Origin of the sequence: Hamadaea tsunoensis DSM 44101, assembly GCF_000428945.1 — a bacterium.
GTDB classification, from domain to species: Bacteria; Actinomycetota; Actinomycetes; order Mycobacteriales; family Micromonosporaceae; genus Hamadaea; species Hamadaea tsunoensis.
On the sequence record NZ_AUAX01000017.1, the window covers coordinates 226,288 to 250,495 of the forward strand.

Consider the following 24,208-nt stretch of genomic DNA (forward strand, 5'->3'; position numbering starts at 1 on the left):
GGTCAGGTCAGGCCGGCGTCCCGGGCCAGCAGCGCCACCTGCACCCGGTTGGCGCAGCCGAGCTTGGCGAGGATCCGGCTGACGTAGGTCTTGATGGTGGGCTCGCTCATGTGCAGGCTCCGCCCGATGTCCGCATTGGACAGACCCTGCGCGACCAGCCGCAGCACGTCGGTCTCGCGGGCGCTGAGCGCGGCCAGCTGATCCGCGGCCCGCGTACGCCGATGGCCGGCGACCGGATCTACCAGTCCCAGCACCATCTTCGTCACTGCCGGGGACAGATACGCGTCACCGTCGTGGGCGGCGCGTACCGCCCGGATCAACTCGTCGGGGGTGCAGTTCTTCAGCACGAACCCGAGCGCCCCGTCCGCCAGCGCCCGCACGACGTTCGGTTCGGCGCCGAACGAGGTCAGCATCAGCACCTTCACATCCGACCCGGTACGCCGCAGCGCCGCGAGCGTACCGAGGCCGTCCTGTCCCGGCATCCTGATGTCGAGCACGGCGACGTCGACGCGAAGGGACCGGACCTGCTCGACCACGCCGACGCCGCTGCCCGCCTCGGCCACGACCTCGATGTCGCCGGCCGACTCGAGCACGGTGCGGATGCCCGCGCGGATCAGCGGCTCGTCGTCGGCGACCAGCACCCGGATCATCCCGACACCCCGGCCACCGTGCCGATCGAGAGCAGTCCGAACATCAGCAGGGCGACCGTCAGCCCGACCGCCAGGAGGCGTCCGCGCCGGGCCGGCCGGCCGGTGCCCGGTCCGACCGGCAGGGGAAGCATGGCGACCAGCCGGAACTCGCCGTCGAGCAGCCGGTGGTCGAGGAACCCGCCGGCCATGGTGACGCGTTCGGACAGCCCCAGCAGGCCATGCCCGGCCGTCACCGGACCCGGTCCGGCCGGCGGAGTCCCGTTGGCCACGGTCACCAGCAGGGCATCGAGCTCCCAGGCCAGCTCCACGCGTACCGGCCGGCCGGGGGCGTGCTTGGCGGCGTTGGTCAGCCCCTCCTCGACCACCCGGTACGCGGCCTCCTCGCACCCCGCCGCCATCGACCGCGCGGGACCGCGCTCGCGCAGCTCGATCGGCAGGCCGCAGGCGCGTACCAGGGAAGGGATCGCGGTGATGCCCCGCGCGGGGGAGCCCGGCGACCCGGTGTCGGCGCGCAGGGTTCCGATGAGGTCGTAGAGCTCGTCCATCGCGGCCCGCGCGGACCCGGCCAACTGCTCGACGGCCGCGCGCTGCCTCGGCGGGAGACCGGCCACCTCCAGCGCCGCCGCCTGCACGGAGACCAGGCTGAGCCGGTGGCCCAGCGAGTCGTGCACGTCGCGCGCGATCCGCAGCCGTTCCCGCAGCCGCTCCTGCTCGGCGAGGACCGCCTGACCCTGCTCCAGCCGGCGGTTGTGCTCGGCCAGCGACACCACCAGCCGCCGGTGCTCCGCGACGTACCGGCCGGCGACCACGGGCAGCACCACGAACCCGAGGAACGTGAACACCAGCAACGGGATCGACCGCGGTTCCCCGGACCGGGCCACCACCTGGCCGGCGGCCGCGCCGACACCGGCCCCGGCCACGGCCACCATCTGCGTACGCGAGAGCTTCGACCGGCCGGCGTACCAGCCGGCCCACGGCAGCAGCAGGTAACCGGGTCCGGCGACCGACGTCAGGGCCAGCGCGCAGACGAACGCCACACTCGCCCAGCGGATCCGCACCAGGATGACGACCAGGACCGCGAGCCCGTACAGCGCGAGCACGGGCCACGCCGGCCGGGCACCGGAACGCAGCGCGATCTCGCCGAGGAGCACACCGGCCGGCAGGAGGTATCGGGCCATTCCCAGCACGCTACCGCCGGCGGTGCCGCGGGCGCCCGACGACTTTGGTATCCGCGTCCGGCGACTTTCGGCGGCAGCGCGGCCGACCGGCCGGCTCCTAGCGTGAACCACCGTGATCGACATCCGCCACCTCACGAAACGCTACGGCCGCACGACCGCCGTCGACGACCTGACCTTCACCGTCCGCCCCGGCCACGTCACCGCCTTCCTCGGGCCCAACGGCGCCGGCAAGTCCACCACGATGCGGCTCATGCTCGGGCTCGACCGGCCGACCGCCGGCGAGGTACGCATCGACGGCAAGGCGTACCAGGACGACCGCCGGCCGCTGCACCAGGTCGGCGCGATGCTCGAAGGGCGCTCGACGCATCCGGGCCGCAGCGCGTACCACCATCTGCTGTGGATGGCCCAGAGCAACCGCATCCCGCGCGTACGCGTACAGCAGGTCCTGGAGATGGTGGGCCTCGCGGACGCGGCCCGGCGGCGGACGGGCGGCTACTCGCTGGGCATGACCCAGCGGCTGGGGATCGCGGCGGCGCTGCTCGGCGACCCGCCGGTGCTGCTGCTCGACGAACCGGTCAACGGCCTGGACCCCGAAGGCATCGTGTGGATCCGCCACCTGCTGAAAGACCTCGCCGCGCAGGGCCGTACGGTCTTCGTCTCCAGCCACTTCATGGCCGAGACGGCGCTGACCGCGCAGCACCTGGTCGTCATCGGCCGCGGCCGCCTGCTCGCCGACACCACCGTCGACGACCTCGTCGGCGACTCGGGCTCGCTGGAGGACGCGTTCATCCGCCTGATCGGAGCGACCCGGTGACCTCGACGATCCTCGCCGAATGGACCAAGATCCGGACCGTCCGCTCGACGGTCTGGACCCTGCTGCCCGCCCTCGTCCTCACGCCGCTCATCGCGTACTACGCGGGCAGCGGCTTCGCGTCCTCCTACGGCAGCGACCGGTTCGACCCGCTGTTCCCGACCTTCTACAGCCTCACCCTGGGGCAGCTCGCGATCGCGGTGTTCGGCGTCCTGGCCGTCGGCGCGGAACACTCGACCGGGTCGATCCGCTCCGGCCTCACCGCCGTGCCGCGCCGCGGGCGCTTCTATCTGGCCAAGGTCTGCGCGGTGACCGCGACCATCCTCGGGTTCGCGGTGCTGACCGTCCCGGCGACCTTCTTCGCCGCCCAGGCGGGACTCGGCCCGAAACGCGTCGGGCTGGGCGACCCCGGCGTCGCGCAGGCGATGATCGGCGCGGTGCTCTACCTGATCCTGATCAGCCTGCTCGCCCTGGGCCTCACCGCGATGCTGCGCAGCTCGATCGGCGCCCTGGTCATCCTGCTGCCGCTGCTGTTCCTCGGCGGCGCGGGCCTGGGCAACATCCCGCAGATCAGGGCCGTCGCCCAGTACCTGCCCGACCAGGCCGGGATGGTCATCCTGCACCTCACGCTGCCCGACGACCCGCAGTTCGGCCGGGACTACGGTCCCTGGACCGGGATCGGCATCATGGCACTGTGGACGGTCGTCGCGCTCCTCGGCGGCCTGCTCATCCTCCGTCGCCGGGACGCCTGACCCTCTTTCGACGATCTTGCGCGAATGTCCGGGCTATTCGGGCATTCGCCGCGAAATTCGGGGCATTCGCGCAAGATCGCCGAGCTGTGGCGGGGACGGCGACGCCGTCAGCGATCGGTCAGCACCGGGGGCAGGCGGAAGGCGTTCAGCACAGCCGGATCCTGGAACACGTAGGTGTGCGCGATCCGTCCCGACCGGACGGTGAAGACCTGGAAAGTGTGCAGCCGCAGCACTCCCTCGTCGTCGGCGCAGTACGCGGCCACCGCCGGTTCGGTGTTCGCGGAGTACCGGACCATGCGCCAGCGCGGGCCGCGCATCTCGAAGACCCGCGCGATGAACCGGCCGTAGTCGGCGGCGCCGCGGTACCACAGAGGCACCGGCGGCATCTCCAGCACCACGTCCGCGCTGACCAGCTCGACCAGCCGGGCCACGTCGGCCGCTTCGAACGCCTCGACGTAGCGGTCGACGGTACGGCGTACGGCGTCCTGCGGCTCGGGCATGTCGTCGGCGACCGGCCCGGCCGCGGACAGCTCGGCCCGGGCCCGCTGCAGAGCGCTGTTGACCGCCGCCGGCGAGGTGTCCAGCAGCCCGGCCGTCTCGTCGGCGCTGAACTCCAGCACGTCGCGCAGGATCAGGACCGCGCGCTGCCGGGCCGGCAGCAACTGCATCGCGGCGACCAGCGCCAGCCGCAACGTCCCCCGGTGCACGACCTGACGCGCCGGGTCGTCCAGCCGCGCGTCGGGGAACGGCTGCAACCAGGGCACCTCGAACGAAGCGACCAGCGGCGCCCGCGGGTCGTCGCTCGGCGCGCCGAGGCCGGAGGGCAGCGGGCGACGCGCCCGGCCCTCCAGGGCCGTCAGGCTGGCGTTGGTCGCGATCTTGTAGAGCCAGGTGCGGACGGACGCGGCGCGCTCGTCGTAGCGGTCCCAGGCCCGCCACGCCCGCAGGAACGTCTCCTGCACCACGTCCTCGGCCTCCGGCATCGAGCCGAGCATCCGGTAGCAGTGCACCAGCAGTTCCCGGCGGTGCGGCTCGGCCCGCGTCGCGAAGTCCGCCACCCGGCTCTCTCCTCCCCGCTCGGCGTCAGGACGTGCGGACCGGGGCGTTGGCGTACGCCGCGATCTTCCAGGTGCCATCCTGCCGGACCAGGACCCAGGTCGCGTACACCGCCCGGCCGGCGGGGAGCTCGGTCTCACCCGGCTGCAGGATCCCGCCCTCACTGACGACGATCGCGGTGTCGCCGTGCAGGCGTACCTGGCGGGGCACGTCGAATCCGCGCGTACCCCGCAGCCGGCCGGTGAACCCCGCCGCCATGAAGTCGCGTACCGCCTCGCGGCCGCTGTGCAGCAGGCCGGGCATGACCACCGTGGCGTCGGCGGTATACAGGGCGGCGAACGCATCGGCGTCGTGCTCGGCCCAGGTCTCGTAGACCTTCGCGAGCACCGAACGGACTGCGGCCTCGTCGGTCGCGGCGGTGCTCGTGCTGGTCATCGTGCTGGTCATCGTGCTGGTCATGGTGGTGTTCCTTCCGGTGTCTGTCGTCGAACGCCCGGGTATACCGGCGTCGCCCCCGGAATTCATCGGCGGCGGCGAAGAAATCTCCGGCCGCGTTTCGGGATCGCGGTCCCTGGGCAGAGAAATGACCATGAGCACCGAGGACTGGCTGCTCGACGCGGACGAGCGGGGCAATCCGGTCGCCCTGGACCCGTCGTGGACCAGCGGCAACGACGTGCGGCCGCTGATCCACGGCCGCACCTACTTCGCCGAGCTGCTGGCCGGCATCCGGCGGCTGGCCGCGGGCGACTACGTGTTCTTCACCGACTGGCGCGGCGACCCCGACGAGCGCCTCGACGGCCCGGACACCGAGATCGCCCAGGTACTGAGCGCCGCCGCCGAGCGCGGCGTCGTCGTCAAGGGCCTCATCTGGCGTTCCCACCTGGACAAGCTCTACTTCAGCCGCGCCGAGAACCGTCACCTCGGCACCGACATCGAACGCGCCGGCGGCGAAGGCCTGCTCGACATGCGCGTCCGCCCGGGCGGCTGCCACCATCAGAAACTCGTCGTGCTACGCCATCGGGACCGGCCCGACCTCGACGTCGCGTACGTCGGCGGGATCGATCTGTGCCACAGCCGCAACGACGACGCGACGCACGCCGGCGACCCGCAACCGGTCGCGATGTCCGGCGCGTACGGCCGCCGCCCGCCCTGGCACGACGCGCAGGCCGCCATCCGCGGGCCGGCCGTCGCCCAGGTCGACGAGGTCTTCCGGCAGCGCTGGACCGACCCCGCGCCGCTGACCCGCAACCCGGTCGCGCGCCTGCACGACCTGTTCACCGGTGGCGACGACCAGCCCGGCCCGCTGCCGCCCCGGCCCGCGGTCCCGCGTACCCGCGGCACGCACACCGTGCAGCTGCTGCGTACCTACCCGCCGCGCGGCTACCCGTTCGCCCCGGACGGCGAGCGCAGCATCGCCCGCGGCTACCAGAAGGCGCTCCGCCAGGCCCGCGATCTGATCTACCTGGAAGACCAGTACCTCTGGTCCGACGAGGTCGCCGCCTCCTTCGCCGAGGCCCTGCGCGACCGGCCCGGCCTGCGGATGATCGCCGTCGTCCCGCCCCATCCCGACATGACCGGCGTCAGCGCCCTCGCCCAGAACGCCGGCCGGGCCCGGGCCCTCGCCCGGCTGCGCGCCGCCGGCGGCGACCGGTTCGCCGTCTACAGCCTGGAAAACCACGCGGGTACGCCGATCTACGTGCACGCCAAGGTCTGCGTCATCGACGACACGTGGGCCACGATCGGCTCGGACAACTTCAACCGTCGCTCGTGGACCCACGACTCGGAGCTCAGCTGCGCGGTCCTGGACGACGCCGGCGCGTACGCGAGGAATCTGCGCCTGGCCCTGGCGGCCGAACACCTGGACCGGGCGGCGGCCGACGACCACGACCTGATCGACGCGAAGAGCGCGTTCGAGGCGTTCCGGCGGGCCGCCGCGGCGCTGGACCGCTGGTACGCGGACGGCCGCCACGGTGATCGCCCGGCGGGCCGGCTGCGCGCCTACGTCCAACCGCCGGTACGCCGCCGCTGGCTGGCATCGCTGCTGTACCGGACGGTGACGGATCCGGACGCCCGGCCGCGCGGGATGCGGCGCACCGACACCTACTGAGCGCGGCCGACGGCCAGCCCGGTGACGGCGTCGTAGGGCATCCGGCCGGGCAGCAGGCAGGCCGCGTACGCGAGCGCCACCAGCCAGGCCGCCACGATGAACACGGTCCCGAGCGTGTCGTCGCCGGACTTTTCGCCGGACTTGAGGAACAGGAAGACGCCGGTGTGCGCCAGCTCCCACGGCAGCGCCACCTTGAGCAGGTTGCGCACCAGCGCCCGGCCGAATCCCGGAGCGCCGTCGCCGTCCACTCCGGACACCCGCAGGCGCAGTACGCGCTTGCCCGGCGAAGCGCCCCGGGCCTCCCACGCGGCCAGCCAGAGCGTCACCGGCGCGACCAGGATCGCGAACGACACCGCGTTCCAGGCCAGGCCGGACAGGTCCAGCGAACGTCCGAACAGGACGCCGACGGGGATCAGCGCCGCGGCGTACACGCTGATGAGGAGCCAGTCGACGAGCCAGGCGGCGAGGCGCCGAGGGGCGGAAGCCTTCACCCGCCGACCTTATCCGGTCAGCGCCACCGCGGTCAGAGCACGGTCTTCGCGGCCCGCACCCGGGCCTTGGCCACCGCGGGCATGTGCGACTGGAACAGCCACGAGTCGCCGGCGCAGCCGCGGCACCGCCGGACCGTGCCGAGCGTCCGCCCCGCGCCGTCGTTGCCGAACAACGTCGCATGATGGGCTTCCTGCAGCGGCCGCCCGCACCGCCCGCAGTTCTCCAGCACCACCCGGATCGCCGTGTACGCGTACACCGCGACGACGTAGCGGACCACGGAATACCGGGAAGGTGCGACGCGCAGGTCGGGTTTGCGGGGTGCCCCGCCGAACGGGCCCAGCTCGGCGTGGCTGACCGCGTCGCCGAGGGTGAGGACGCGGCTGAACCGCCGGTGCAAGCCCGCCATCGACTGTGACCGATGGTGGGCCAGCCACTCGTCGTCGGCCTCGATACGCCAGGAGTCGTCCTGTGCGGGCACGGTTCGAGTCTGCCACGCGTATCGACGGTTCGCATGCCATGTTCTGGATCGCGTTCCGCCGCGCTTGTAGCATCGGGCCAACCGCGAAGGGGGCCATCGTGACCGGCACAGCGTCGCCCATCGAGACCGCCCAGCAGGTGATCACGACCGTGGCCGTGGTCGTCGGCGGCGGGTGGGCCTACCTGAAGTTCATCCGCGGCCGGGTGTACGCCCCGCGGATCGAGCTGTCCCTCTCGGCGACACTGCACCGCACCGACGAGACGCAGCTGCTGCTGTGCCATGTGGTCGCCGAGAACCGGGGCCTGACCCGGATCCGGCTGCAGCCGCAGCGCCAGCTCGTCTATCTTTACGTGACGCGGATGTCCGGTGTGGACGCCGTCGTGCAGCCGTGGCTGGAGAAGACCGCCGTCACGCTCGTCTTCGCGGACCACAGCTCGATCGAGGCCCAGGAGCGGGTCGCGGAGGACGTCCGGTTCCACCTGCCGCTGCCGGCCGGGCCGGGCGACGCGTACCGGGTGGAGGCCCAGTTGTGGGCGGCGAAGGGCCGGCTGCGGCGCCGGGGCCGGCGCTGGCTGACGTCCGCTACCGTCCTGGGAGAGGGCTGGCGGGCGGCACTGGCGCAGCCAGACTGAACGGGAGGCGAGTCGTGGACAAATACCAGGGTCACTGGGACGGGGCCGCCGACGAGCAGGCCGGCGACGACCTGCGCCGGCTGCGGCTGACGACCGAGAAGCCCCGGGCCGCCGGCGACCGGGCCCCGGACGCACCCCGCGACGAGGAGCCCCCGCGCGACGGTAAGCCGCCCGCCTAGGCCTTCTCCGCCAGCTCCGCCACGAGGTCCCGCGCCCGCTCCAGCAGCTCGTCGGGCACCTCGTCGAGAGTCAGCAGATCGGCGTACGCCGCCCGCGCGTACAGGAGTGCTTCGGCATACCGTTCGCCCCGGTGCACGAGGTGGTTGGCGAAGTCGCCCCGGCTCTGCGCCCCCCGCAGCAGGTCGCCCGCCTGATCGTGGCCGGCGATCGCCATCCGGTAGTGCGCGTCCGCGTCCGCCCAGAGCGCGAACTTGCCCGCGATGCCGGCCAGCTGATGGTGCAGGCTCGCCACCGAGGCCGGGTCGGCGTCCGGCTGGCGGCGCAGGGCGGCGGTGTAGTACGCGTACGCGGACCGCAGGAACGGCAACTGCTCGGCCGTGATGGGCACCTCGAAGCGTCCGACGTGCCCGGCGTCGGCCAGCTGCCGGCCGAGCCGCCGGGCGTCGGCGTCCGCGAGGCTGTCGAACTGGCGCAGCCGCAGGGCGCCGAATGCGTCCAGGATCCTGACGTAGTGCCGAGTGTCGGACTCGGGTACCAGCGCGAACGCCTCGTCGAGGCAGAGCTCGGCGCGTTCGAAGTCGCCGTCGTGCCGGTAGGCGTGGCTCAGGTCGACCAGCGCGGAGATCTCCAGCGCCGTGTCCCCGACGCGGTGGGCGAGGTCGAGGCCCTGCCGCAGATCGTCGATCGCGCTGCTCCGCAGGAGGCGGACGGCCTGCGACCGGAGCCCCACCGTCCGCAGGCCCCGATCGGTGCCGTCCAGGCTTTCGGCGAAGGCCCGCAGCGCCGAGGCGACCGCCTCGTACGCGACGGGGTCGGCGCGGTGCCGGGCGAGGGCGCCGGCGTAGTCCAGCAGCAGCCCGTGCAGCGACGCATCCGCGAGCGCGACGTCCGCCCGCGGCACCAGCGAACGGGGATCGAGCAGCCCCGGGGCGAGCCGCGCCGCGAGGGCGTACCACTCGTCGTCGCGGTGCCGCCGTTCGTAGAGCATCCGCAACGCCTGCAGCGGGCCGAACACGTCGTCGGCCCGGTCGGCGGCCAGCGCCAGTTCGAAGCTGTGCAGCAGTTCGGGCTCCTCCAGCGCGATGATGTCCAGGACGGCCGGATTGCCGAAACTGTACGACCAGAACAGGCCGTGCCCGAAGTCGCGGAAGCACCGGCCGAACGCTTGCTCGATGTCCTCGGGGGCCTGGCCGGTGTCGCCGGCGAGCCGGTACAGGGCGGCGCGCAGGTAGGGGTGCAGCGCGTAGTGCTCGGCGTCCAGCCGCGTCAGCCAGCCGAGATCGGCCACCTCGTCGAGGACGGCCGCCACCGCCGCGTACGCGACGCGGGGCAACCCCATGAACTCCCGCATCCGCGTCAGGTGGTACGCGGAGACGACGGCCCGGAACGGCAGCACGAGGCACATCGTGGAACGCTGCTCCGGGGACAGGCCGGCCAGGTGGGCCGAGGCGGCGGCCGACCGGGCGGCGACGGCTTCGGGCGGGCGGTCGCCGATCGGGGGCAGGACCGGCCGGCTCTCGACGGCCCAGCGGATGACCTCCGGGTAGCCGCCGCAGAAGTCCCGGTACGCGGCTGTCCACACGTCGGCGGACCCGGCCAGCTCATCGCCCTCCGCGCTCGACAATGGACGGACCTGGATCCGGCGGACGGTCCCGGGCAGCCAGGACGCCCGCTCGCGCCCGGTCAGCAGGAGCTTGACCGGCCCGTCGGCCAGGCCGGCGACGATCCCGGCGAGCACCTGGCGATCGGCGTCGGGCCAGGAGGCCGTGCTTTCCAGCGATTCCCACACCCAGATCGCCGGTTCGCGGAGCGCCGCGCGGGACGCGATCCCGGCGAGGAGCGCCGCCCGGTCCCCGTCGAGCCGCCACACGACGGCCGGCCCGTCGACGCCGCGGCTCGTGCGGTACCAGGCGGCGAAGTCGGCGGCGAGCGCGGACTTGCCGACGCCCGCGGCGCCCCAGAGCAGGACGGCCGGGCCGGTGTCGAACGTCCGGTCGATGGTGATCGTGAGGTCGTCACGCCCGACGAACCCCGTCGCGGCGGTCGGCGCGGGGACGAGCGCGGCCGCGGACGGCTCGACGGAGACGGTCGCGCTCTGCAGGATCACGGGCACCAGCCACTCGCCGTGAACGGTGTCCGAGGCCAGCCCGGCCCGGGCGGCCAGCACCGCGTCCGGCAGGGACCGCCCTTGGAAGAGCAGGTCGTACAACCGGGCGACGAAGGCCGTGGCGGTGGAGACGTAGATGTCGTAGCGCATCGCGACGACCGCGGTCAGCCCGGCGTCCACGCATCTGCGGGCCAGGGAGGCGTACACCGTTCCGGCGGGCGAGGAGTCCGACCGTCCGGAGCGGCACGCGTTGAGGACCAGCGCGCGTACGCCGTTCGCCGCCAGCTCCTCGCCGAGGCGCGTACCGCTGACCAGCCGTTGATTGCCGTGCCGGTCGGGATCCTCGAAGACCGCGTACCCTTCGGGCTCGCCCTCGACCGGTCCGAAGAGACCGTGCCCGTCGAAATGGACGAGCTGGTACGCCTCGCCCGCCGCCGCGGCCCGCCGCAGGCGTTCGGTGAGCGCCTCGAAGGTCGGCGGCCGCAGGACGTCGATGTGCGGGCCGTGTTCGGCGGCGTGGCGGACCAGCCGGCCGGCGATCGACCTGAACGGCACGTCCAGGTCGGCCTGGGGGCGGGCGACCACGAGCAGGACCCGTAGCGGACCCGAGAGTGTGACCGGTTCAGCCGCCGAAGGCCGGCGGACGACCTGGGTGAAGGAGCGTGCGACCAGGGCAGGCCGGACGCCGGTGCCGGGCTCGCGCAGCATCTCGAACGGGACGGGCACGTCGCCGGCGAGGTCGGCGTCGATCTCCCAGTCGAGGTCGGCGAGGCCGCCGCGCGCGGTCGCCCAGAGCGCCCGGCCCTCGGGCGTGGTGGTGAACAACGCCTCGAACAGCGCGCCGCCGAGCCGTTCGATCAGCGCGGCAGCCGCAGCGGCAACGGCGGGAGCGGGATCCGCGGGGAACAACCGGAAGTCCTCCAGGAACCAGCGGATGCTCTCCTGCTCCCAGGTGGACACCGCCAGGCTCGGCAGGCGGACGGTCGCGGTCGTCGGGCCGCTGTCGCCGTCCAACCGCAACGTGAGGGTCGGGCCGACGCCCTCGTCGTGCGAACGCTCGATCCGCAGCATGTCGTGATTCGAGCACAATATCGACGGCGCTGGAAGCGGACGGCTAGCGTCTGGCGCAGAGCCGACACTGTGCGCGGGGAGGTCCCATGTCACCGGAGGAACTCGTCGAGTACGGGGTGGCGATCGCGACCAGGCCCTTCGGCGACCGGTCGGCGAACATCGAGGAGTCGGTCGCCGCCCTCACCCAGGCCCTGGACCGGCTGCCGGCCGCTCACCGATACCTGCGCGGCTACGCTGAATACCAGCTCGGGATGAGCCTGCAGGAGCGGTTGGCGGGATCGGCGCGGGACAATCTCGCGGCCGCCTTCGCCGCCTACGAGCGGTGTGTGGCGGCGCTCGACGGCCTGGATTCGATGGAGGCCTCCGACGTCCTCGGGATGGCGCTGGGCAACCTGTCAAGCCTGTCGATGGCCGGCGGCGAGGTCGAAAGCGGCATCGCGTACGCCGAACGGTCCCTGCGGCATCTGGACAAGGAGTTCCATCCGCGGGCGTGGGGAGTCAGCCAGCAGAATCTCGGCGCCGGCTACCAGGCCAGGGAGACGGGCGACCGCGCGGCGAACCTCCGGCGGGCGGTCGCGGCGTATGACGCGGCGCTGACCGTACGCCCCGCCGACGGTCCCGAACCCGTACTGCACCAGCGGACCATGATGGCCCGGCGGCACGCGACGACGGCACTCGCGCGGCTGGGCGGGCCGGGCCCGGCAGCCCGTCGTGAGCTGCCGGCGGAACTGGTGCGGGCGGAGCGCGCGGCCCACGCGTATCAGCAGACCGGAGATCCCGCGCTGCTGGACACCGCGATCGAGGCGTACTCCGCCGCACTGTCCGAACTGGACGAATCCGAGGACCCCGACTGGTGGGGCTCGGCCACCAACAATCTGGCATCCTGCTACGCGCGGCGGCGGTCCGGCCCCGACGACGTCGAGCGGGCGATCGCGGGCTACACGGCGGCTCTGCGCGTGCGTACGCGTACCGCCGATCCGCTGCGCTGGGCGACGACCCAGGCGAGCCTCGCGCTGGCGTACCTCAACCGGAAGATGGGCGATGAGCTGGACAACGCCCGGGCGGCCGTGGCGGCGGGCGAGAACGCGCTGGTGATCCTGAACCAGGTGAACACCCGGCAGGAATGGCTCGGCGCGGTGCACAACCTCGGCCTGGCCTACGTCGTCCTGTCCGAACGCGCCGGCGGCCGGGGCGACCTGGCGGACCTCAGCCGCGGCATCAGTCTGCTCGAAACTTCGGCGGCGAACCTGTCCGGCGATCCCGTGCAGGACCGGCAGCTGCATTTTCATCTCGCGCGGGCGTACCAGGCGGTGGAAGATCTCGCCGAGGTCGATCGGCTGACGCGGATCGAGGCCCGGGGGCGGGCGCTGCGGCATCTGGAGATCCTGCGGGAGCTGTCGCGGGACGAGCCCGCCCAGTGGCGGACGATGTCCGACACGCTCGTCGCCCTGGCCCAGGCCCAGGCGAGCGAGCGCGATCCGGTCCGGGCGACCGAGGAGTTCATCGCAGTGACCGAAGCGTCGCTGGAATCCCTCGCGTCGGCCCCGAACGCCGAGGCCTTCCTGCGGATCAACACGGGACTGGGGGCCGCGTACATGCGCCGGCTGACCGGTGACCCGGGCGACAACGTGCGGGCGGCGATCATCGCGTACGAGCGGGCGCTGTCCGTGGCCGAGCCGGGTTCGGTCCGGCTGGCCGAGATCCACCGCGGGCTCGGTGACGCGTACCGCGCCGCGGCGGACACCGAGACGGCGAGGTCGCACTACCGGGCCGCACTCGCCGGGTACGCCGACTCCGACCGGCACGACAGCCGCGCCGCCGCCGACGTCTTCGCCCAGCTGTACGCGTCGCGGACCCGTCGCGGACCCGAATAAAAGATCTTGGCCGGGTTGTCGAATAGCGGTGTCCCCGCTCGTCGGTAGGTCAGACTGACTGATGTTTCCACCTGACCGAGGAGATGCGTGATGCCCCAGTACGGAGTTCTGGTCTTCAGCCCGGCGCCCGCCGACCCGATGGACCTCAAGCCCGACTACCTGGCCCTGCTGGACCGCTATCCGGCGCAGGTCACGGAGCTGGGCGGCAAGATCATCACCGGTTTCGCGCTCCAGCCCAGCACCACCGCGACAGCCGTCCGCGGCGACGTCGTCACCGACGGGCCCTTCATCGAGGCCAAGGAGGTCGTCGCCGGCTTCTACATCCTGGAGGCGCCGGACCTGGACGTCGCCCTGGAGATCGCCAAGCTGAACCCGGCCACCATCGACGGCGGCGTCGAGGTCCGGCCGCTGTTCGAACCGCCGGCCGAGTGACACACCCGCGATGACGGAGACGCCCGACCGGGGGCAGGCCGAGGAGGCCGTCGCGGACGCGCACCGTCGCGAGTGGGGATTCGTCCTCGCCGCGACGGCGCGCGTCGCCGGCGACCTCGACCTGGCCGAGGAGTGCGTGCAGGACGCGTACCTGGCCGCGCTGGAGGCGTGGACCCGCGACGGCATCCCGCGCAAGCCGGCCGCCTGGCTGACCGCCACCGCCAAGCGCAAGGCCCTGGACATCCTGCGCCGCGACAAGGTGTTCCGGGCCAAGATGCCCATGCTGGTCGAGCCCGACGAGCCGGCCGTGGACGCCGCCGACGCCGAGGACGTGCCCGACGAGCGGCTGCGGCTCGTCTTCACCTGCTGCCATCCGGCGCTGGCCCGCGACGCGCAGGTGGCCCTGACCCTGCGGCTGGTGTGCGGCGTGCCGACGGAGGACATCGCCGCGGCCTTCCTGGTCTCGGAGACCACGATGGCCGCCCGCGTCACCCGGGCCAAGAAGAAGATCGCCGCGGCCGGCATCCCGTACCGGGTGCCCGAAGCCGCCGAACTGCCCGAACGCCTCGACGCGGTGCTCACCGTCGTCCACCTGCTGTTCACCACCGGGCACACCGCGCCGTCCGGCACCGGCCTGGTCGCGGCCGAACTGGCCGACCGGGCCCTGCACCTGGCCCGCGTCCTGCTCGCGCTCATGCCCGACGAGCCGGAGGTACGCGGACTCCTGGCCCTCCTGCTGCTCATCGACGCTCGCCGGGGATCCCGTGTGGACGACGAAGGCCGGTTGGTGCTGCTGGAGGACCAGGACCGGTCGGCATGGGACCGGGCCGCCATCGAGGAGGGCGGCCGGCTGGTCCTCGCCGCGTTCCGGACCGGACGGATCGGCCGCTACGCCCTGCAGGCAGCGATCGCCTCCCTGTACGCGCTGCCGTCCCGCTACGAGGACACGGACTGGCCGCAGATCGTGGCCCTGTACGACGAGCTGCTCAAGGTCTGGCCGTCACCGGTGGTGGCCCTCAACCGGGCGGTGGCGGTGTCGATGACCGACGGCCCCGCGATCGCGCTGGCGCAGGTCGACGCGCTGGCCGAGGACGAGCGGCTGGCCGGTTACCACTACCTGCCCGCGATCCGGGCCGATCTGCTGCGCCGGCTGGGCCGGCCGGGCGAGGCGGCGGACGCGTACCGGGCGGCACTGGCGTCGGCGGGCAACGCGGCCGAACGCGAATTCCTGGAGAATCGGCTGCGTGCCGCAGACACCGGAAAAAATCTTGGTGAGTGATGTCGAGAACCGTCCCCGCGGCTGTGTCCGACGGTTGAAGGAAGCCCACACCGAGGGAGTACAGCCATGAAGTACATGCTCATGATGCACGTGACCGGCAGCGGCGACGACGTCCTGGACTGGCGGCCGGAGGACTTCAAGCGGATGATCGAGTTCCAGCACGAGTTCGACGCCGGCCTGGTGAAGTCCGGCGAGATGGTGGCCAACGACGGGCTCGCCTTCCCCGACCAGGCCCGGATCGTGCGCGCGGGCGAGGGCGGCGTACCGGTCGTGAGCGACGGTCCGTTCGCCGAGAGCAAGGAGTTCCTCATCGGCTTCTGGATCGTCGACTGCGCCACGCCCGAGCGCGCGTACGAGATCGCCGCCCAGGCGTCGTCCGCACCCGGTCCGGGCGGCGCGCCGCTGAACATCCCGATCGAGGTCCGCCCGATCGTCGGGCCGCCCCCCGTCGACCTGTGAGCAGGGTCGACAAGGGGCAGGGTCCATCTGTGAGCACACCCGCCGTCGAGGACCTGCTGCGCACGCTCGCGCCGCGGGTCCTCGGCACGGTCGCCCGCAAGTACCGCGACTTCGAATCCGCCGAGGACGCGGTGCAGGAGGCGCTCATCGCCGCGGCGCACGCGTGGCCGCGCGACGGCGTACCGGATTCGCCCGAGGGGTGGCTGGTCACCACCGCCTCCCGGCGCCTGCTCAACATCTGGCGCGCCGACGACGCCCGCCGCCGCCGCGAGTCCCTGGACTGGCCGACCCCGCAGGACGGCCGCGACGACTCGCTGGAACTGCTGTTCCTGTGCTGCCACGAGGCGCTCACCCCGCCCTCGGCCATCGCGCTGACGCTGCGGGCCGTGGGCGGCCTGTCCACCGCCGAGATCGCCGCGGCGTTCCTCGTCCCCGAGGCCACCATGGCCCAGCGCATCAGCCGCGCCAAGGCGACGATCCTCGCCTCCGGCGTACCCTTCACGCGCCCGGACACCTGGCGGCCGCGGCTCGCCGCCGTCCTGCACGTCCTCTATCTCATGTTCACCGAGGCGTACGCGGGGACGAGCGCGCCGGGCTACGTCCGCCCGGACCTGTCCCGGGAGGCGATCCGGCTCACCCGGGGGCTGCGCCACGCGCTGCCGCGCGAGCCGGAGGTCGCCGGGCTGCTGGCCCTCATGCTGCTGACCGACGCCCGGCGAGCGGCCCGGGTCGGCCCGCACGGCGAGCTGATCCCGCTGGACGAACAGGATCGCGGACGCTGGGACGCCGCCGCGATCGAGGAGGGCACCCGGCTCACGGACGAGGCGTTCGCGTCCGGCGCCGTCGGGGCGTACCAGCTCCAGGCCGCGATCGCCGCGCTGCACGACGCCGCGCCGTCCACCGCCGACACCGACTGGGCGCAGATCGCCGCGCTGTACGGCGTACTCGAAAGGATGCAGCGCAACCCGATGGTGACCCTGAACCGGGCGGTGGCGCTGGCGATGGTACGCGGACCGGCCGCGGGTCTGTCCCTGTTGGACACGGTGCCGCTGACGGGCCACCACCGCTGGCACGCCGTACGCGGGCAGCTGCTGGCGATGGCGGGCGACCGGGCCGCGGCGGTCGAGGAACTGGCCGCGGCGGCGCGGCTGACGACGAGCGGGCCGGAGCGCGATTACCTCCTGACGAAGGCGGCCGGTTTACGGTTACCATCTGCGCCATGAGTTACCACACAGTAACTTCATCGGACGGCACCCCCCTGCACGTCCGCGTCACCGGCCCCGACGACGCCCCGACGATCGTCTGCGTGCACGGCTACCCTGACGACGGCAGCCTCTGGAACGGCGTCACCGCCCTGCTCGTACCCGACTTCCGCGTGGTCGCGTACGACGTGCGCGGCGCCGGCCGGTCGGGCAAACCCGGTGCCACGGCGGCGTACCAGCTCGAACAGCTGACCGACGACCTCAGCGCCGTCATCGCCGAAGTCGGCCCGGACGGTCCCGTGTACCTGCTCGCGCACGACTGGGGCTCCATCCAGTGCTGGTACGCGATCACCCACGGCGTCGACGCGGCCGGCTTCGTCTCGATCTCCGGACCGCACCTGCCCGACGCCGCCCGCTGGATCCGCCGCAACCTCTACTGGCAGGGCGTACGCCAGCTCCTCAAGTCCGCGTACATCGCCTTCTTCCGCACGCCCTGGCTGCCGGAACTGGCCATCCGCACCGGACTGTTCCGGCTGGTCCTCCAGAGTGACCCGTCCCGCCGCGGCCACCCGCCCGCCCCCGCCGACGCCCGCCACGGCCTGGCCCTCTACCGCGCCAACATGGGACGGCGGCTGACCCGCGGCGCCACGCGTACGCCGACCCTCGTCCTCGCCCCGCGGCACGACCGCTACGTCGGCGCGGGAATGCAGGGCCCGGAGGCGGAGATCGTCGAGGCGGGGCACTGGCTGCCCTACAGCCACCCCGAACTGGTCGCCGAACGCGTACGCAAGTTCCTCACATCCCTCTCCTGACAACCAGAAATCGAGGATTCCCGCGGGATGATCGTTTACCGCTAATACGGCAGCCCGCACCGGATCGTCTTGGTCAAATACCTTCTATCCGGCAAGAAGGCGCTCCCATGCCGAATAGAAGGTATTCGATCAATGGGATCGGTGTCGCCGTGCCGTAATGACGGCATTCGATCAAGCGACCGTAGTGCCGAAACGGTTCGCGCCGGACGAGTGAGGGCAGTCTTTTCTCCGCGGCGCGACCGGATACTCGCCTCGATCATGGCGCTGACCATCCCGCCCATTCGCATGTGCGGCTGGCAGACTGGGCTGGTGGTGGCCCCCATCCTGCAGACCGGCGTCTTCATCCGCTCCGCTGACGGCGGCAGTGTCCTGCTGCTGCACCGCGACAAGGACACCGCCGACCCGCACCACGGCAAGTACCTCAGCCTCGGCGGCCACGTCGAGCCCGGCGAGGACGTCCTCACCTGCGCCCGCCGCGAAGTCTTCGAAGAGTCCGGCCTCGTCGTCACCGATCTCGTCCTGCGGGGGACCGTGCTGTGGAGCGGGTTCGGCGTACCGGCCGAGGACGTCCTGTGCTTCATGTTCCGGGCCGACGCGTACGCGGGGGAGCACCACGGGGGCAACGAGGAGGGCACCCTGGAATGGGTGCCGCTCGACGAGTTGGACGCCAGGCCGATGTGGGAGAGCGACCACCTGTGGCTGCCGATGATCTTCGACGAGGAGCCGCCCTTCCACGGGGTCATGCCCTACGCCGGGTACGAGATGGTCTCCTGGACCTTCAGCCGCTGAGCCCTATGCGGCTCTCGCCCCGACTAAGCGACGTCTTACAGAGCGTGGCGGCGCTTCTTGGTTGAGATGCGATCAGTCTTTCTCATTAGACGGCTGTGCCGACGAGGGTGCCGATGGCGTACGTGATGGCCATGCCGATCGCCCCGCCGACGACCACCCGCAGGATCGCCCGTCCCCGGCGCGCGCCCCCGAGCCGGGCGCTGAGGCTGCCGGTGATCGCCAGCGCGATCAGCACCGCGACGAACGTGACCGGTACGCGCCAGCTGGTGGGCGGCAGGAGGATGGCGACCAGGGGCAGGATCGCCCCGATCGTGAACGAGACGGCGGACGCGTACGCGGCGTGCCACGGGTTGGTCAGTGCTTCGGTGTTGATGCCGAGCTCGGTTTCGGCGTGGGCGCGCAGCGCGTCGTGCGCGGTCAGCTCCACGGCGACCTGGCGGGCGGTCGCCGGGGTCAGGCCGCGCTGCTCGTAGAGGCCGGCGAGTTCCGCCAGTTCGGCGTCGGGCATGGTTTCCAGCTCGCGGCGTTCCCGCCGGAGCATCGCCTTCTCGCTGTCGCGCTGCGTGCTGACGGAGACGTACTCGCCGAGGGCCATGGAGACCGCGCCGGCCACGAGCCCGGCGATGCCGGCCGTGAAGATCGCGGTCCGGGCGGAGGTCGCGCCGGCCACGCCGATGACGATGCCGGCCGTGGAGACGATGCCGTCGTTGGCGCCGAGGACGCCCGCCCGCAGCCAGTTCAGGCGGGAGGCGAACTCGCCGCCGGTGTTGGGGTGGGCTTCCCCGGCATGATCGGCCGCATCGCTCATGGCCGAATTATCGGGGTTCAGGCGCGGTTGCGCCGCAGGAACGAGAAGGCGGACTTCGCCGGCGCGGCCGGTACGCAGTTGCCGTCACACCGCTCCGACTCCGGTACGCCGGCCAGCGCCTCCTCGATGTGCTCCCCGCACCCGGACCAGGTGGCCTTGCCGCAGTTCGAACAGGTGACGCGCCGGCACATGAGTCCTCCCGTGGACAAGTTCACGCAGGCCAGCGGCCCGCACAGGCGATAGCGGCGATGGTACGCGCATCCCGCGGCCGGCTGCCGCAGGGGAAGCTTCGCCTCAGCGAGGGTCCGCGGCCCATACGATCCCTGCGGGCCGGGTACCGATCTGGCGGAAGTGTCGGCTTATCGATCCCTTTCGGGTGATGCCGCTGTCACCCTGGGCGCCATGATTCTGCGCAAGCACACCCCCGTCCTTCTGCTGTGCGCCGTCCTCGGCGCTGTCTCCGCCTGCGGGCCGGAGACCTCCTCGACCGGCGCCGGCGCCGGCAGCAGCACCGGCAGCAGCACCGGCGCCGGATCCGGTGCGAGCACCGCGGCGTCGCCCCAGGCCGGCGGCGGCACCGCGGCCGGCCGCGACGACTGCCTCATCGGCACCTGGAAGCTCGACGTCGAGGACATGGCCCGCCAGATCGCCGCGAAGATCCCCAACGGCGCCACCGGCACGAGCACCGGCACGGTCACTCTCACCTTCGGCGACAAGATGACGATCACGTACGCCAACGCGGTGATGATCACCTCGCCGATGAGCACCGGCATCAGCATGACCATCACCGACAAGTTCGCCGGCTCCGCCGAGAGCGCCGACTGGAAGGCCGAGGACGGCAAGATCTCCGGCACCATGCCGGTCAACAACGTCAAGACGACCATCACCATGAAGGTCGGCAACAAGGAGCAGGCCGCGCCCACCCAGCCGCTCGGCGGCGCGCTCGACCTCAGCAAGGGCGTCCTGAACTACACCTGCTCCGGCTCGACCGCCACGATGTCGAACTCCGCCGTCTCGTGGAAGCTCACCAAGGCGTAGCGCCCCCGAATCTCAACGATCTTGCGCGAATGTCCCGAATTTCGTCGGGAATGTCTGGAATGCCGGTACATTCGCGCAAGATCGGCGCAGAAAGACCGGCGCGGCGCGACGGGCGGCGGCTTAGTCGGTTCGGAATAGTTGACTCTGACTAGTTGAGGCTGAATACTAGGGTGGTGACGACGAAGCGGAAGGTCGGCAACCTGCTGGGTCTGGCGGTGCTGTCGTACCTGCTGATGCGGCCGATGCACCCGTACGAGCTGAGCAAGGCCCTGCGGGACAACGGCGACGCGCGCAGCATCAAGTTCAACCACGGCTCGCTCTACATGGTGGTCGGCCAGCTGGCGAAGGCCGGTTTCATCACCGAGCAGGAGACCAGCCGTGACGGCGCCCGGCCGGAGCGCACCGTCTACGCGCTCACCGAGGCCGGCCGCGCCGAGCAGCGTGACTGGCTGCGGGAGCTGGTCGAGCTGCCCGAGCACGAGTACCCGCACTTCGTCGCCGCCCTGTCGCTCGTGTCGGCGCTGCCGCCGGACGAGGTCGTCGACCTGCTGAACCGGCGCCTGGACCGGCTGACCGGCGACCGGCGGTCCACTCAGGACAACTACGACGAGGCCGTCGGCAACGACGTGCACCCGCTCTTCCTGGTCGAGGAGGAGTACCGGCTGGCGATGCTGGACGCCGAGATCGCGTTCGTGCGCCGGTTCATCGAGCGGATCACCGATCCGGTCGCCGGCTGGGGCGCCGGGCTCTGGGCCGCATTCCACGAGGGGGAACGATCATGACTTCAACCCGTACCGCGCTGGTCATCGGCGGCGGGATCGCCGGGCCGGTCGCGGCCATGGCGCTGCGGAAGGCCGGCATCGACGCCACCGTCTTCGAGGCGTACGCGCAGACGGCCGACGGGGTGGGCGGCGCGCTCAGCATCGCCCCGAACGGTCAGCTGGCCCTGGACGTCATCGACGCCGGCGAGATCGTGCGGGCGGTCGGCGTACCGATGCGCGGCATGGTGATGCAGAGCTGGACGGGCAAGGTGCTCGGCGAGTTCGGCTCGGCCGACAGCGGGCCGCTCGCCGACCTGCCCGACATGCAGCTCGTCTGGCGCGGCGACCTCTACGCCGCCCTCTACGCCGAGGCGGCCCGCCGCGGCATCCGCATCGAGCACGGCCGCCGGCTGGTCGGGCTGACCGAGACGGCCGACGGGGTGACCGCCCGGTTCGCCGACGGCACGACCGCGACGGCGGACATCCTGATCGGCGCCGACGGCATCCGCTCGGCGGTCCGCGGCCTCATCGACCCGGCCGCCCCGAGTCCGCGCTACGCCGGACTGCTCGGCTTCGGCGCTCAGGTCGCGGCGACCGGGCTTCCATCCACACAGGACAAGATGCACATGGTCTTCGGCAAGCGGGCCTTCTTCGGCTACCAGGTCTCCGATGACGGCGACGGCGGCTGGTTCGTCAACCTGCCGCACAAGGAGCCGATGTCGCGTACCGAGGCGATGCGGGTGCCGAACGATGAGTGGCTGCGCCGCCTGGCCGCCCAGTTCACCGAGGACCGCGTCCCCGCGCGGGAGATGATCGGCCGTACGCGGCCCGAGGACCTCGTGATCACCGGCGGACTCGAGGACATCCCGCACGTACCCGTGTGGCACCGGGGCCGGGTGTGCCTCATCGGCGACGCGGCCCACCCGACCTCGCCGAGTTCCGGGCAGGGCGCCTCGCTGGCCGTCGAGAGCGGCGTCGAGCTTGCCCGGTGCCTGCGCGACCTGCCCTACGACCAGGCGTTCGCCGCCTACGAAGGGCAGCGCCGGGCCCGCGTCGAACGCGTCATCGCCATGGCCGCGCGGACCAACAGCGACAAGGCCGCCGGCCCGGTTGCCCGGGTGATCCGGGACCTCGTGATGCCGGTCGCCATGAAGATGATGAAGCCCGAGAAGATGGCGTGGCAGTTCGCGTACCGCATCGACTGGGACGCACCGGTCCGCCCGGAGCTCGTCGCCGCCGCCTAGGATCGGCGGCGTGACGACTGCCGAGGAAGCCAACGAGTCGCGGGCCCGCTCCTTCGGTGCGGCCGCCGACCTGTACGAACGCTACCGTCCCGGGTACCCCGCCGCGCTGTTCGCCCACATCGCGGCGCAGGTGCCCGGGCCGCGCGTGCTGGAGATCGGCGCGGGAACGGGCATCGCGACCAGGGAACTGCTCGCGGCCGGGCTCGACGTGACCGCCCTCGAACCGGATCCGCAGATGGCCGCCGTGCTCGCCACGAAGATCGACGCGGTACGCGTACGTGCCGGCACGTACGAGGAGTTCTCGGACCCCGTGCCGTTCGACGGTCTGGTGTGCTTCCAGGCCTGGCACTGGACGGCGGACGGGCGCGTGGACCGGGCCGCCCGGCTGCTCGGCCCGGGCGGCTATCTGGGTCTGGTGTGGAACGGCGGCGTATTCGCCGACCCGGCCGTCGAGTCCGCCGTCGAGACCCTCTACGACGAGTTCGACCTGCACGGCCACCTGCGGCCGGGCGGCATGATCGCCTCGGCGGCCGACCGGGACGTCATCGAGGATCCGGCGACGTCCGGACCGGCCGTCGAACTGGCCGCGCACCCCGATCTCGACTACCGCGGCGCCACCAAGTACGCCTGGCAGCAGGCGTATACCGCGGAGGAGTTCTGCGGCTTCCAGGCGTCCACGTCGTCGTTCCTCATCATGCCGGCGGAGCAGCGCGAGGCGCTCCTGGCCCGCACGGGAGACCTGATCCGGGAGCGGTTCGCCGACCGGATCACGGTGGACTGGTCGACGAACTGCTACAACACCCGGCGGTACTAGCGCAGGCGGCGCCGCGACGCGTACAGGAGAATCGCCCCGGCCAGGAGCGCGGCGAGGCCGGCGCCGGTCAGGGGGCCCAGCGGCGATCCGGTGACCGGCAGCGGCGGCCGCGTGGTCGGGCTGACGGGCGGCGCGGGCGTGCTGCCGGACGGGGAGACGGGCGGGGCCGGCGTCGTGGCCGACGGCGACGGGCTGCCGTTGAGGGAGTTGCTCGGACCGGCGCTGGGCGACCCGCTGGGCGAAGGCGACCCGCTGGGTGACGCGGACGCGCTGGGCGAAGGGCTGGGGGAGACGATCGCCGCGCAGTTGGCGTGCACCTCGCCGAGCCGCAGGTGCAGAATCGGTCCACTGTAGACCTGCGTGCCGCCGGTGTCGTTGAGGACGCCCGACGCGTCGATGTCCAGCCATGCCTCCGCGGTCGGCTGGAAGGCCTGTACCGCCGGGTCCTGGTGCGGGGTCACCACGACCGTCAGCGTGCTCGGACCGATGGTGGCGAGCCCGAGATCCGCGCCCGTGATGTCGTAGACGTTCGTGCCGATCGTCGCCGGCCGGCCCAGCACGGTGAGCTGGTTCGCGTCCGTCCGGTTGTACGCCAGGGCGATCGGCCCGATCGGCGGCGGTACGCATTCGGCGTAGGAGTCCATCGAGCCGACCGACCCGGCCGCGCCGAGCTGGACGAGATCGCGGCCGTTGTAGAACAGGTTGAACGCGGTCAGCTGGGCCTGGCCGAAGTATTTCGAGGCCGCCGCCGACGTGTCGGTGACCATCGTGGCGATCGACATCCGGCTGAGCATGTTGTCGGGGTCGCTGAAGTCGCCGGGGTCGACGTCGCCGACGGCGTTGCTCACCGCGCGCCCGTACGTTCCCGAGTACGCGGTCAGCCCCAGCGGGGGTACGTCCTGCTCGGTCAGCTGTACCAGGGTGGCGCTGGCGAGCGGGTCCGGCGCGGCGGCGACGCCTCGCGGCAGGAGCAGCGCGGCGGGGAGCGTGGCGGCCAGGCCGGCGACCACCGCGACACGGGTGTGGGTACGCACCGCACAGAATTACCCGACAAAACCTGCAAAAGCCGACAGGCGCGCCGTGTGAGCTGCTGATACAAGCGTCTTGCACAAACGTCTAAGACAACTGTATGGTTCTCCCGTGGCCGCCGAGGGGCGGCCGAGATGCCGGACCGGCCAAGGT

26 protein-coding genes are annotated in these 24,208 nt (G+C 72.2%); 16 read left to right on the forward strand and 10 right to left on the reverse strand.

Annotation, left to right across the window (positions count from 1 at the left end; translation table 11 throughout):
• Nucleotides 1-2 precede the first annotated feature (2 nt).
• The gene (locus tag G401_RS0124130) at nucleotides 3-650 is read right to left on the reverse strand and encodes a response regulator (protein WP_027344511.1); all 648 of its coding nucleotides are present in this window, start codon (nucleotides 648-650) and stop codon (nucleotides 3-5) included.
• Nucleotides 647-1,828 carry a sensor histidine kinase gene (locus G401_RS47995; protein ID WP_051367077.1) on the reverse strand — a complete coding sequence of 394 codons (1,182 nt, stop codon included), beginning with the start codon at nucleotides 1,826-1,828 and terminating at the stop codon, nucleotides 647-649. The genes G401_RS0124130 and G401_RS47995 overlap by 4 nt, the downstream gene beginning before the upstream one ends.
• A gap of 112 nt (nucleotides 1,829-1,940) precedes the next feature.
• Between G401_RS47995 and G401_RS48000 the strand changes: the two genes are divergently transcribed.
• Both G401_RS48000 and G401_RS0124145 read left to right on the forward strand, forming a co-directional pair.
• Nucleotides 1,941-2,642 (forward strand): ABC transporter ATP-binding protein, encoded by a 702-nt coding sequence (locus G401_RS48000; RefSeq protein WP_034592831.1) that lies wholly within the window; start codon nucleotides 1,941-1,943, stop codon nucleotides 2,640-2,642.
• Nucleotides 2,639-3,391 carry an ABC transporter permease gene (locus G401_RS0124145; RefSeq protein WP_027344512.1) on the forward strand — a complete coding sequence of 251 codons (753 nt, stop codon included), beginning with the start codon at nucleotides 2,639-2,641 and terminating at the stop codon, nucleotides 3,389-3,391. Before G401_RS48000 ends, G401_RS0124145 begins: the two co-directional genes overlap by 4 nt.
• A gap of 107 nt (nucleotides 3,392-3,498) precedes the next feature.
• On the opposite strand, the gene G401_RS0124150 is transcribed toward G401_RS0124145, so the two are convergent.
• Together G401_RS0124150 and G401_RS0124155 are read right to left on the reverse strand one after the other, a co-directional pair.
• Nucleotides 3,499-4,527 (reverse strand): sigma-70 family RNA polymerase sigma factor, encoded by a 1,029-nt coding sequence (locus G401_RS0124150; protein ID WP_084557549.1) that lies wholly within the window; start codon nucleotides 4,525-4,527, stop codon nucleotides 3,499-3,501.
• Entirely contained in the window at nucleotides 4,475-4,906 is a 432-nt protein-coding gene (locus G401_RS0124155) for an SgcJ/EcaC family oxidoreductase (protein ID WP_084557551.1), read from the reverse strand. Before G401_RS0124155 ends, G401_RS0124150 begins: the two co-directional genes overlap by 53 nt.
• Before the next feature lie 130 nt (nucleotides 4,907-5,036).
• On the opposite strand from G401_RS0124155, the gene G401_RS0124160 reads away from it, so the two are divergent.
• Nucleotides 5,037-6,554 carry a phospholipase D family protein gene (locus G401_RS0124160; protein WP_027344515.1) on the forward strand — a complete coding sequence of 506 codons (1,518 nt, stop codon included), beginning with the start codon at nucleotides 5,037-5,039 and terminating at the stop codon, nucleotides 6,552-6,554.
• On the opposite strand, the gene G401_RS48005 is transcribed toward G401_RS0124160, so the two are convergent.
• Nucleotides 6,548-7,045, reverse strand: coding sequence for an RDD family protein (locus G401_RS48005; protein WP_051367079.1), 498 nt, complete (start codon nucleotides 7,043-7,045; stop codon nucleotides 6,548-6,550). The two genes, G401_RS0124160 and G401_RS48005, sit on opposite strands and share 7 nt — an antisense overlap.
• Before the next feature lie 32 nt (nucleotides 7,046-7,077).
• Entirely contained in the window at nucleotides 7,078-7,524 is a 447-nt protein-coding gene (locus G401_RS0124170) for a hypothetical protein (RefSeq protein ID WP_027344516.1), read from the reverse strand.
• Between the two features lie 98 nt (nucleotides 7,525-7,622).
• Between G401_RS0124170 and G401_RS0124175 the strand changes: the two genes are divergently transcribed.
• Nucleotides 7,623-8,156: a hypothetical protein gene (locus tag G401_RS0124175; protein ID WP_157546259.1), complete on the forward strand. Its 534-nt coding sequence runs from the start codon at nucleotides 7,623-7,625 to the stop codon at nucleotides 8,154-8,156.
• A gap of 14 nt (nucleotides 8,157-8,170) precedes the next feature.
• Nucleotides 8,171-8,335, forward strand: a complete 165-nt coding sequence (locus G401_RS56130; RefSeq protein WP_157546263.1) for a hypothetical protein — start codon at nucleotides 8,171-8,173, stop codon at nucleotides 8,333-8,335.
• Here the strand turns inward: G401_RS56130 and G401_RS0124185 are convergent.
• On the reverse strand, nucleotides 8,332-11,514 hold the full coding sequence (locus G401_RS0124185) for a CHAT domain-containing protein (protein ID WP_027344518.1): 3,183 nt from the start codon (nucleotides 11,512-11,514) through the stop codon (nucleotides 8,332-8,334). The two genes, G401_RS56130 and G401_RS0124185, sit on opposite strands and share 4 nt — an antisense overlap.
• An 86-nt stretch (nucleotides 11,515-11,600) precedes the next feature.
• Between G401_RS0124185 and G401_RS0124190 the strand changes: the two genes are divergently transcribed.
• From G401_RS0124190 to G401_RS0124220, 7 genes are all read left to right on the forward strand, one after another.
• Nucleotides 11,601-13,388, forward strand: coding sequence for an ATP-binding protein (locus G401_RS0124190; RefSeq protein WP_027344519.1), 1,788 nt, complete (start codon nucleotides 11,601-11,603; stop codon nucleotides 13,386-13,388).
• A gap of 90 nt (nucleotides 13,389-13,478) precedes the next feature.
• The gene (locus G401_RS0124195) at nucleotides 13,479-13,820 is read left to right on the forward strand and encodes a YciI family protein (protein ID WP_027344520.1); all 342 of its coding nucleotides are present in this window, start codon (nucleotides 13,479-13,481) and stop codon (nucleotides 13,818-13,820) included.
• Nucleotides 13,821-13,830: 10 nt separating this feature from the next.
• A complete protein-coding gene (locus G401_RS0124200) occupies nucleotides 13,831-15,099 on the forward strand; it encodes an RNA polymerase sigma factor (protein ID WP_027344521.1) in 1,269 nt (422 codons plus the stop codon).
• Between the two features lie 66 nt (nucleotides 15,100-15,165).
• Nucleotides 15,166-15,558, forward strand: a complete 393-nt coding sequence (locus tag G401_RS0124205) for a YciI family protein (RefSeq protein WP_027344522.1) — start codon at nucleotides 15,166-15,168, stop codon at nucleotides 15,556-15,558.
• Between the two features lie 29 nt (nucleotides 15,559-15,587).
• Nucleotides 15,588-16,781: an RNA polymerase sigma factor gene (locus G401_RS0124210; RefSeq protein ID WP_027344523.1), complete on the forward strand. Its 1,194-nt coding sequence runs from the start codon at nucleotides 15,588-15,590 to the stop codon at nucleotides 16,779-16,781.
• A complete protein-coding gene (locus G401_RS48010; RefSeq protein WP_034592832.1) occupies nucleotides 16,778-17,572 on the forward strand; it encodes an alpha/beta fold hydrolase in 795 nt (264 codons plus the stop codon). Before G401_RS0124210 ends, G401_RS48010 begins: the two co-directional genes overlap by 4 nt.
• A 309-nt stretch (nucleotides 17,573-17,881) precedes the next feature.
• Nucleotides 17,882-18,361: an NUDIX hydrolase gene (locus G401_RS0124220; protein ID WP_027344524.1), complete on the forward strand. Its 480-nt coding sequence runs from the start codon at nucleotides 17,882-17,884 to the stop codon at nucleotides 18,359-18,361.
• Nucleotides 18,362-18,446: 85 nt separating this feature from the next.
• Here the strand turns inward: G401_RS0124220 and G401_RS0124225 are convergent, their stop codons facing one another.
• Nucleotides 18,447-19,169 carry a VIT1/CCC1 transporter family protein gene (locus G401_RS0124225; RefSeq protein WP_027344525.1) on the reverse strand — a complete coding sequence of 241 codons (723 nt, stop codon included), beginning with the start codon at nucleotides 19,167-19,169 and terminating at the stop codon, nucleotides 18,447-18,449.
• Nucleotides 19,170-19,186: 17 nt separating this feature from the next.
• The gene (locus G401_RS56845) at nucleotides 19,187-19,360 is read right to left on the reverse strand and encodes a hypothetical protein (protein ID WP_169734247.1); all 174 of its coding nucleotides are present in this window, start codon (nucleotides 19,358-19,360) and stop codon (nucleotides 19,187-19,189) included.
• A 211-nt stretch (nucleotides 19,361-19,571) separates the two neighbouring features.
• Here G401_RS56845 and G401_RS0124235 point away from each other — a divergent pair, with 211 nt between their 5' ends.
• The 4 genes from G401_RS0124235 to G401_RS53260 all read left to right on the forward strand — a co-directional run bounded on the left by G401_RS0124235 (nucleotide 19,572) and on the right by G401_RS53260 (nucleotide 23,026).
• Entirely contained in the window at nucleotides 19,572-20,207 is a 636-nt protein-coding gene (locus tag G401_RS0124235) for a hypothetical protein (RefSeq protein WP_027344526.1), read from the forward strand.
• 173 nt (nucleotides 20,208-20,380) lie between these two features.
• Nucleotides 20,381-20,989, forward strand: coding sequence for a PadR family transcriptional regulator (locus tag G401_RS48015; protein ID WP_157546267.1), 609 nt, complete (start codon nucleotides 20,381-20,383; stop codon nucleotides 20,987-20,989).
• Complete coding sequence (locus tag G401_RS0124245) at nucleotides 20,986-22,212, forward strand: FAD-dependent oxidoreductase (protein WP_027344527.1); 1,227 nt, start codon at nucleotides 20,986-20,988, stop codon at nucleotides 22,210-22,212. The genes G401_RS48015 and G401_RS0124245 overlap by 4 nt, the downstream gene beginning before the upstream one ends.
• A gap of 10 nt (nucleotides 22,213-22,222) precedes the next feature.
• Nucleotides 22,223-23,026: a class I SAM-dependent methyltransferase gene (locus G401_RS53260; protein ID WP_051367081.1), complete on the forward strand. Its 804-nt coding sequence runs from the start codon at nucleotides 22,223-22,225 to the stop codon at nucleotides 23,024-23,026.
• Here the strand turns inward: G401_RS53260 and G401_RS48025 are convergent.
• Complete coding sequence (locus G401_RS48025) at nucleotides 23,023-24,060, reverse strand: hypothetical protein (RefSeq protein WP_051367082.1); 1,038 nt, start codon at nucleotides 24,058-24,060, stop codon at nucleotides 23,023-23,025. The genes G401_RS53260 and G401_RS48025 overlap by 4 nt on opposite strands.
• Nucleotides 24,061-24,208 lie beyond the last annotated feature (148 nt).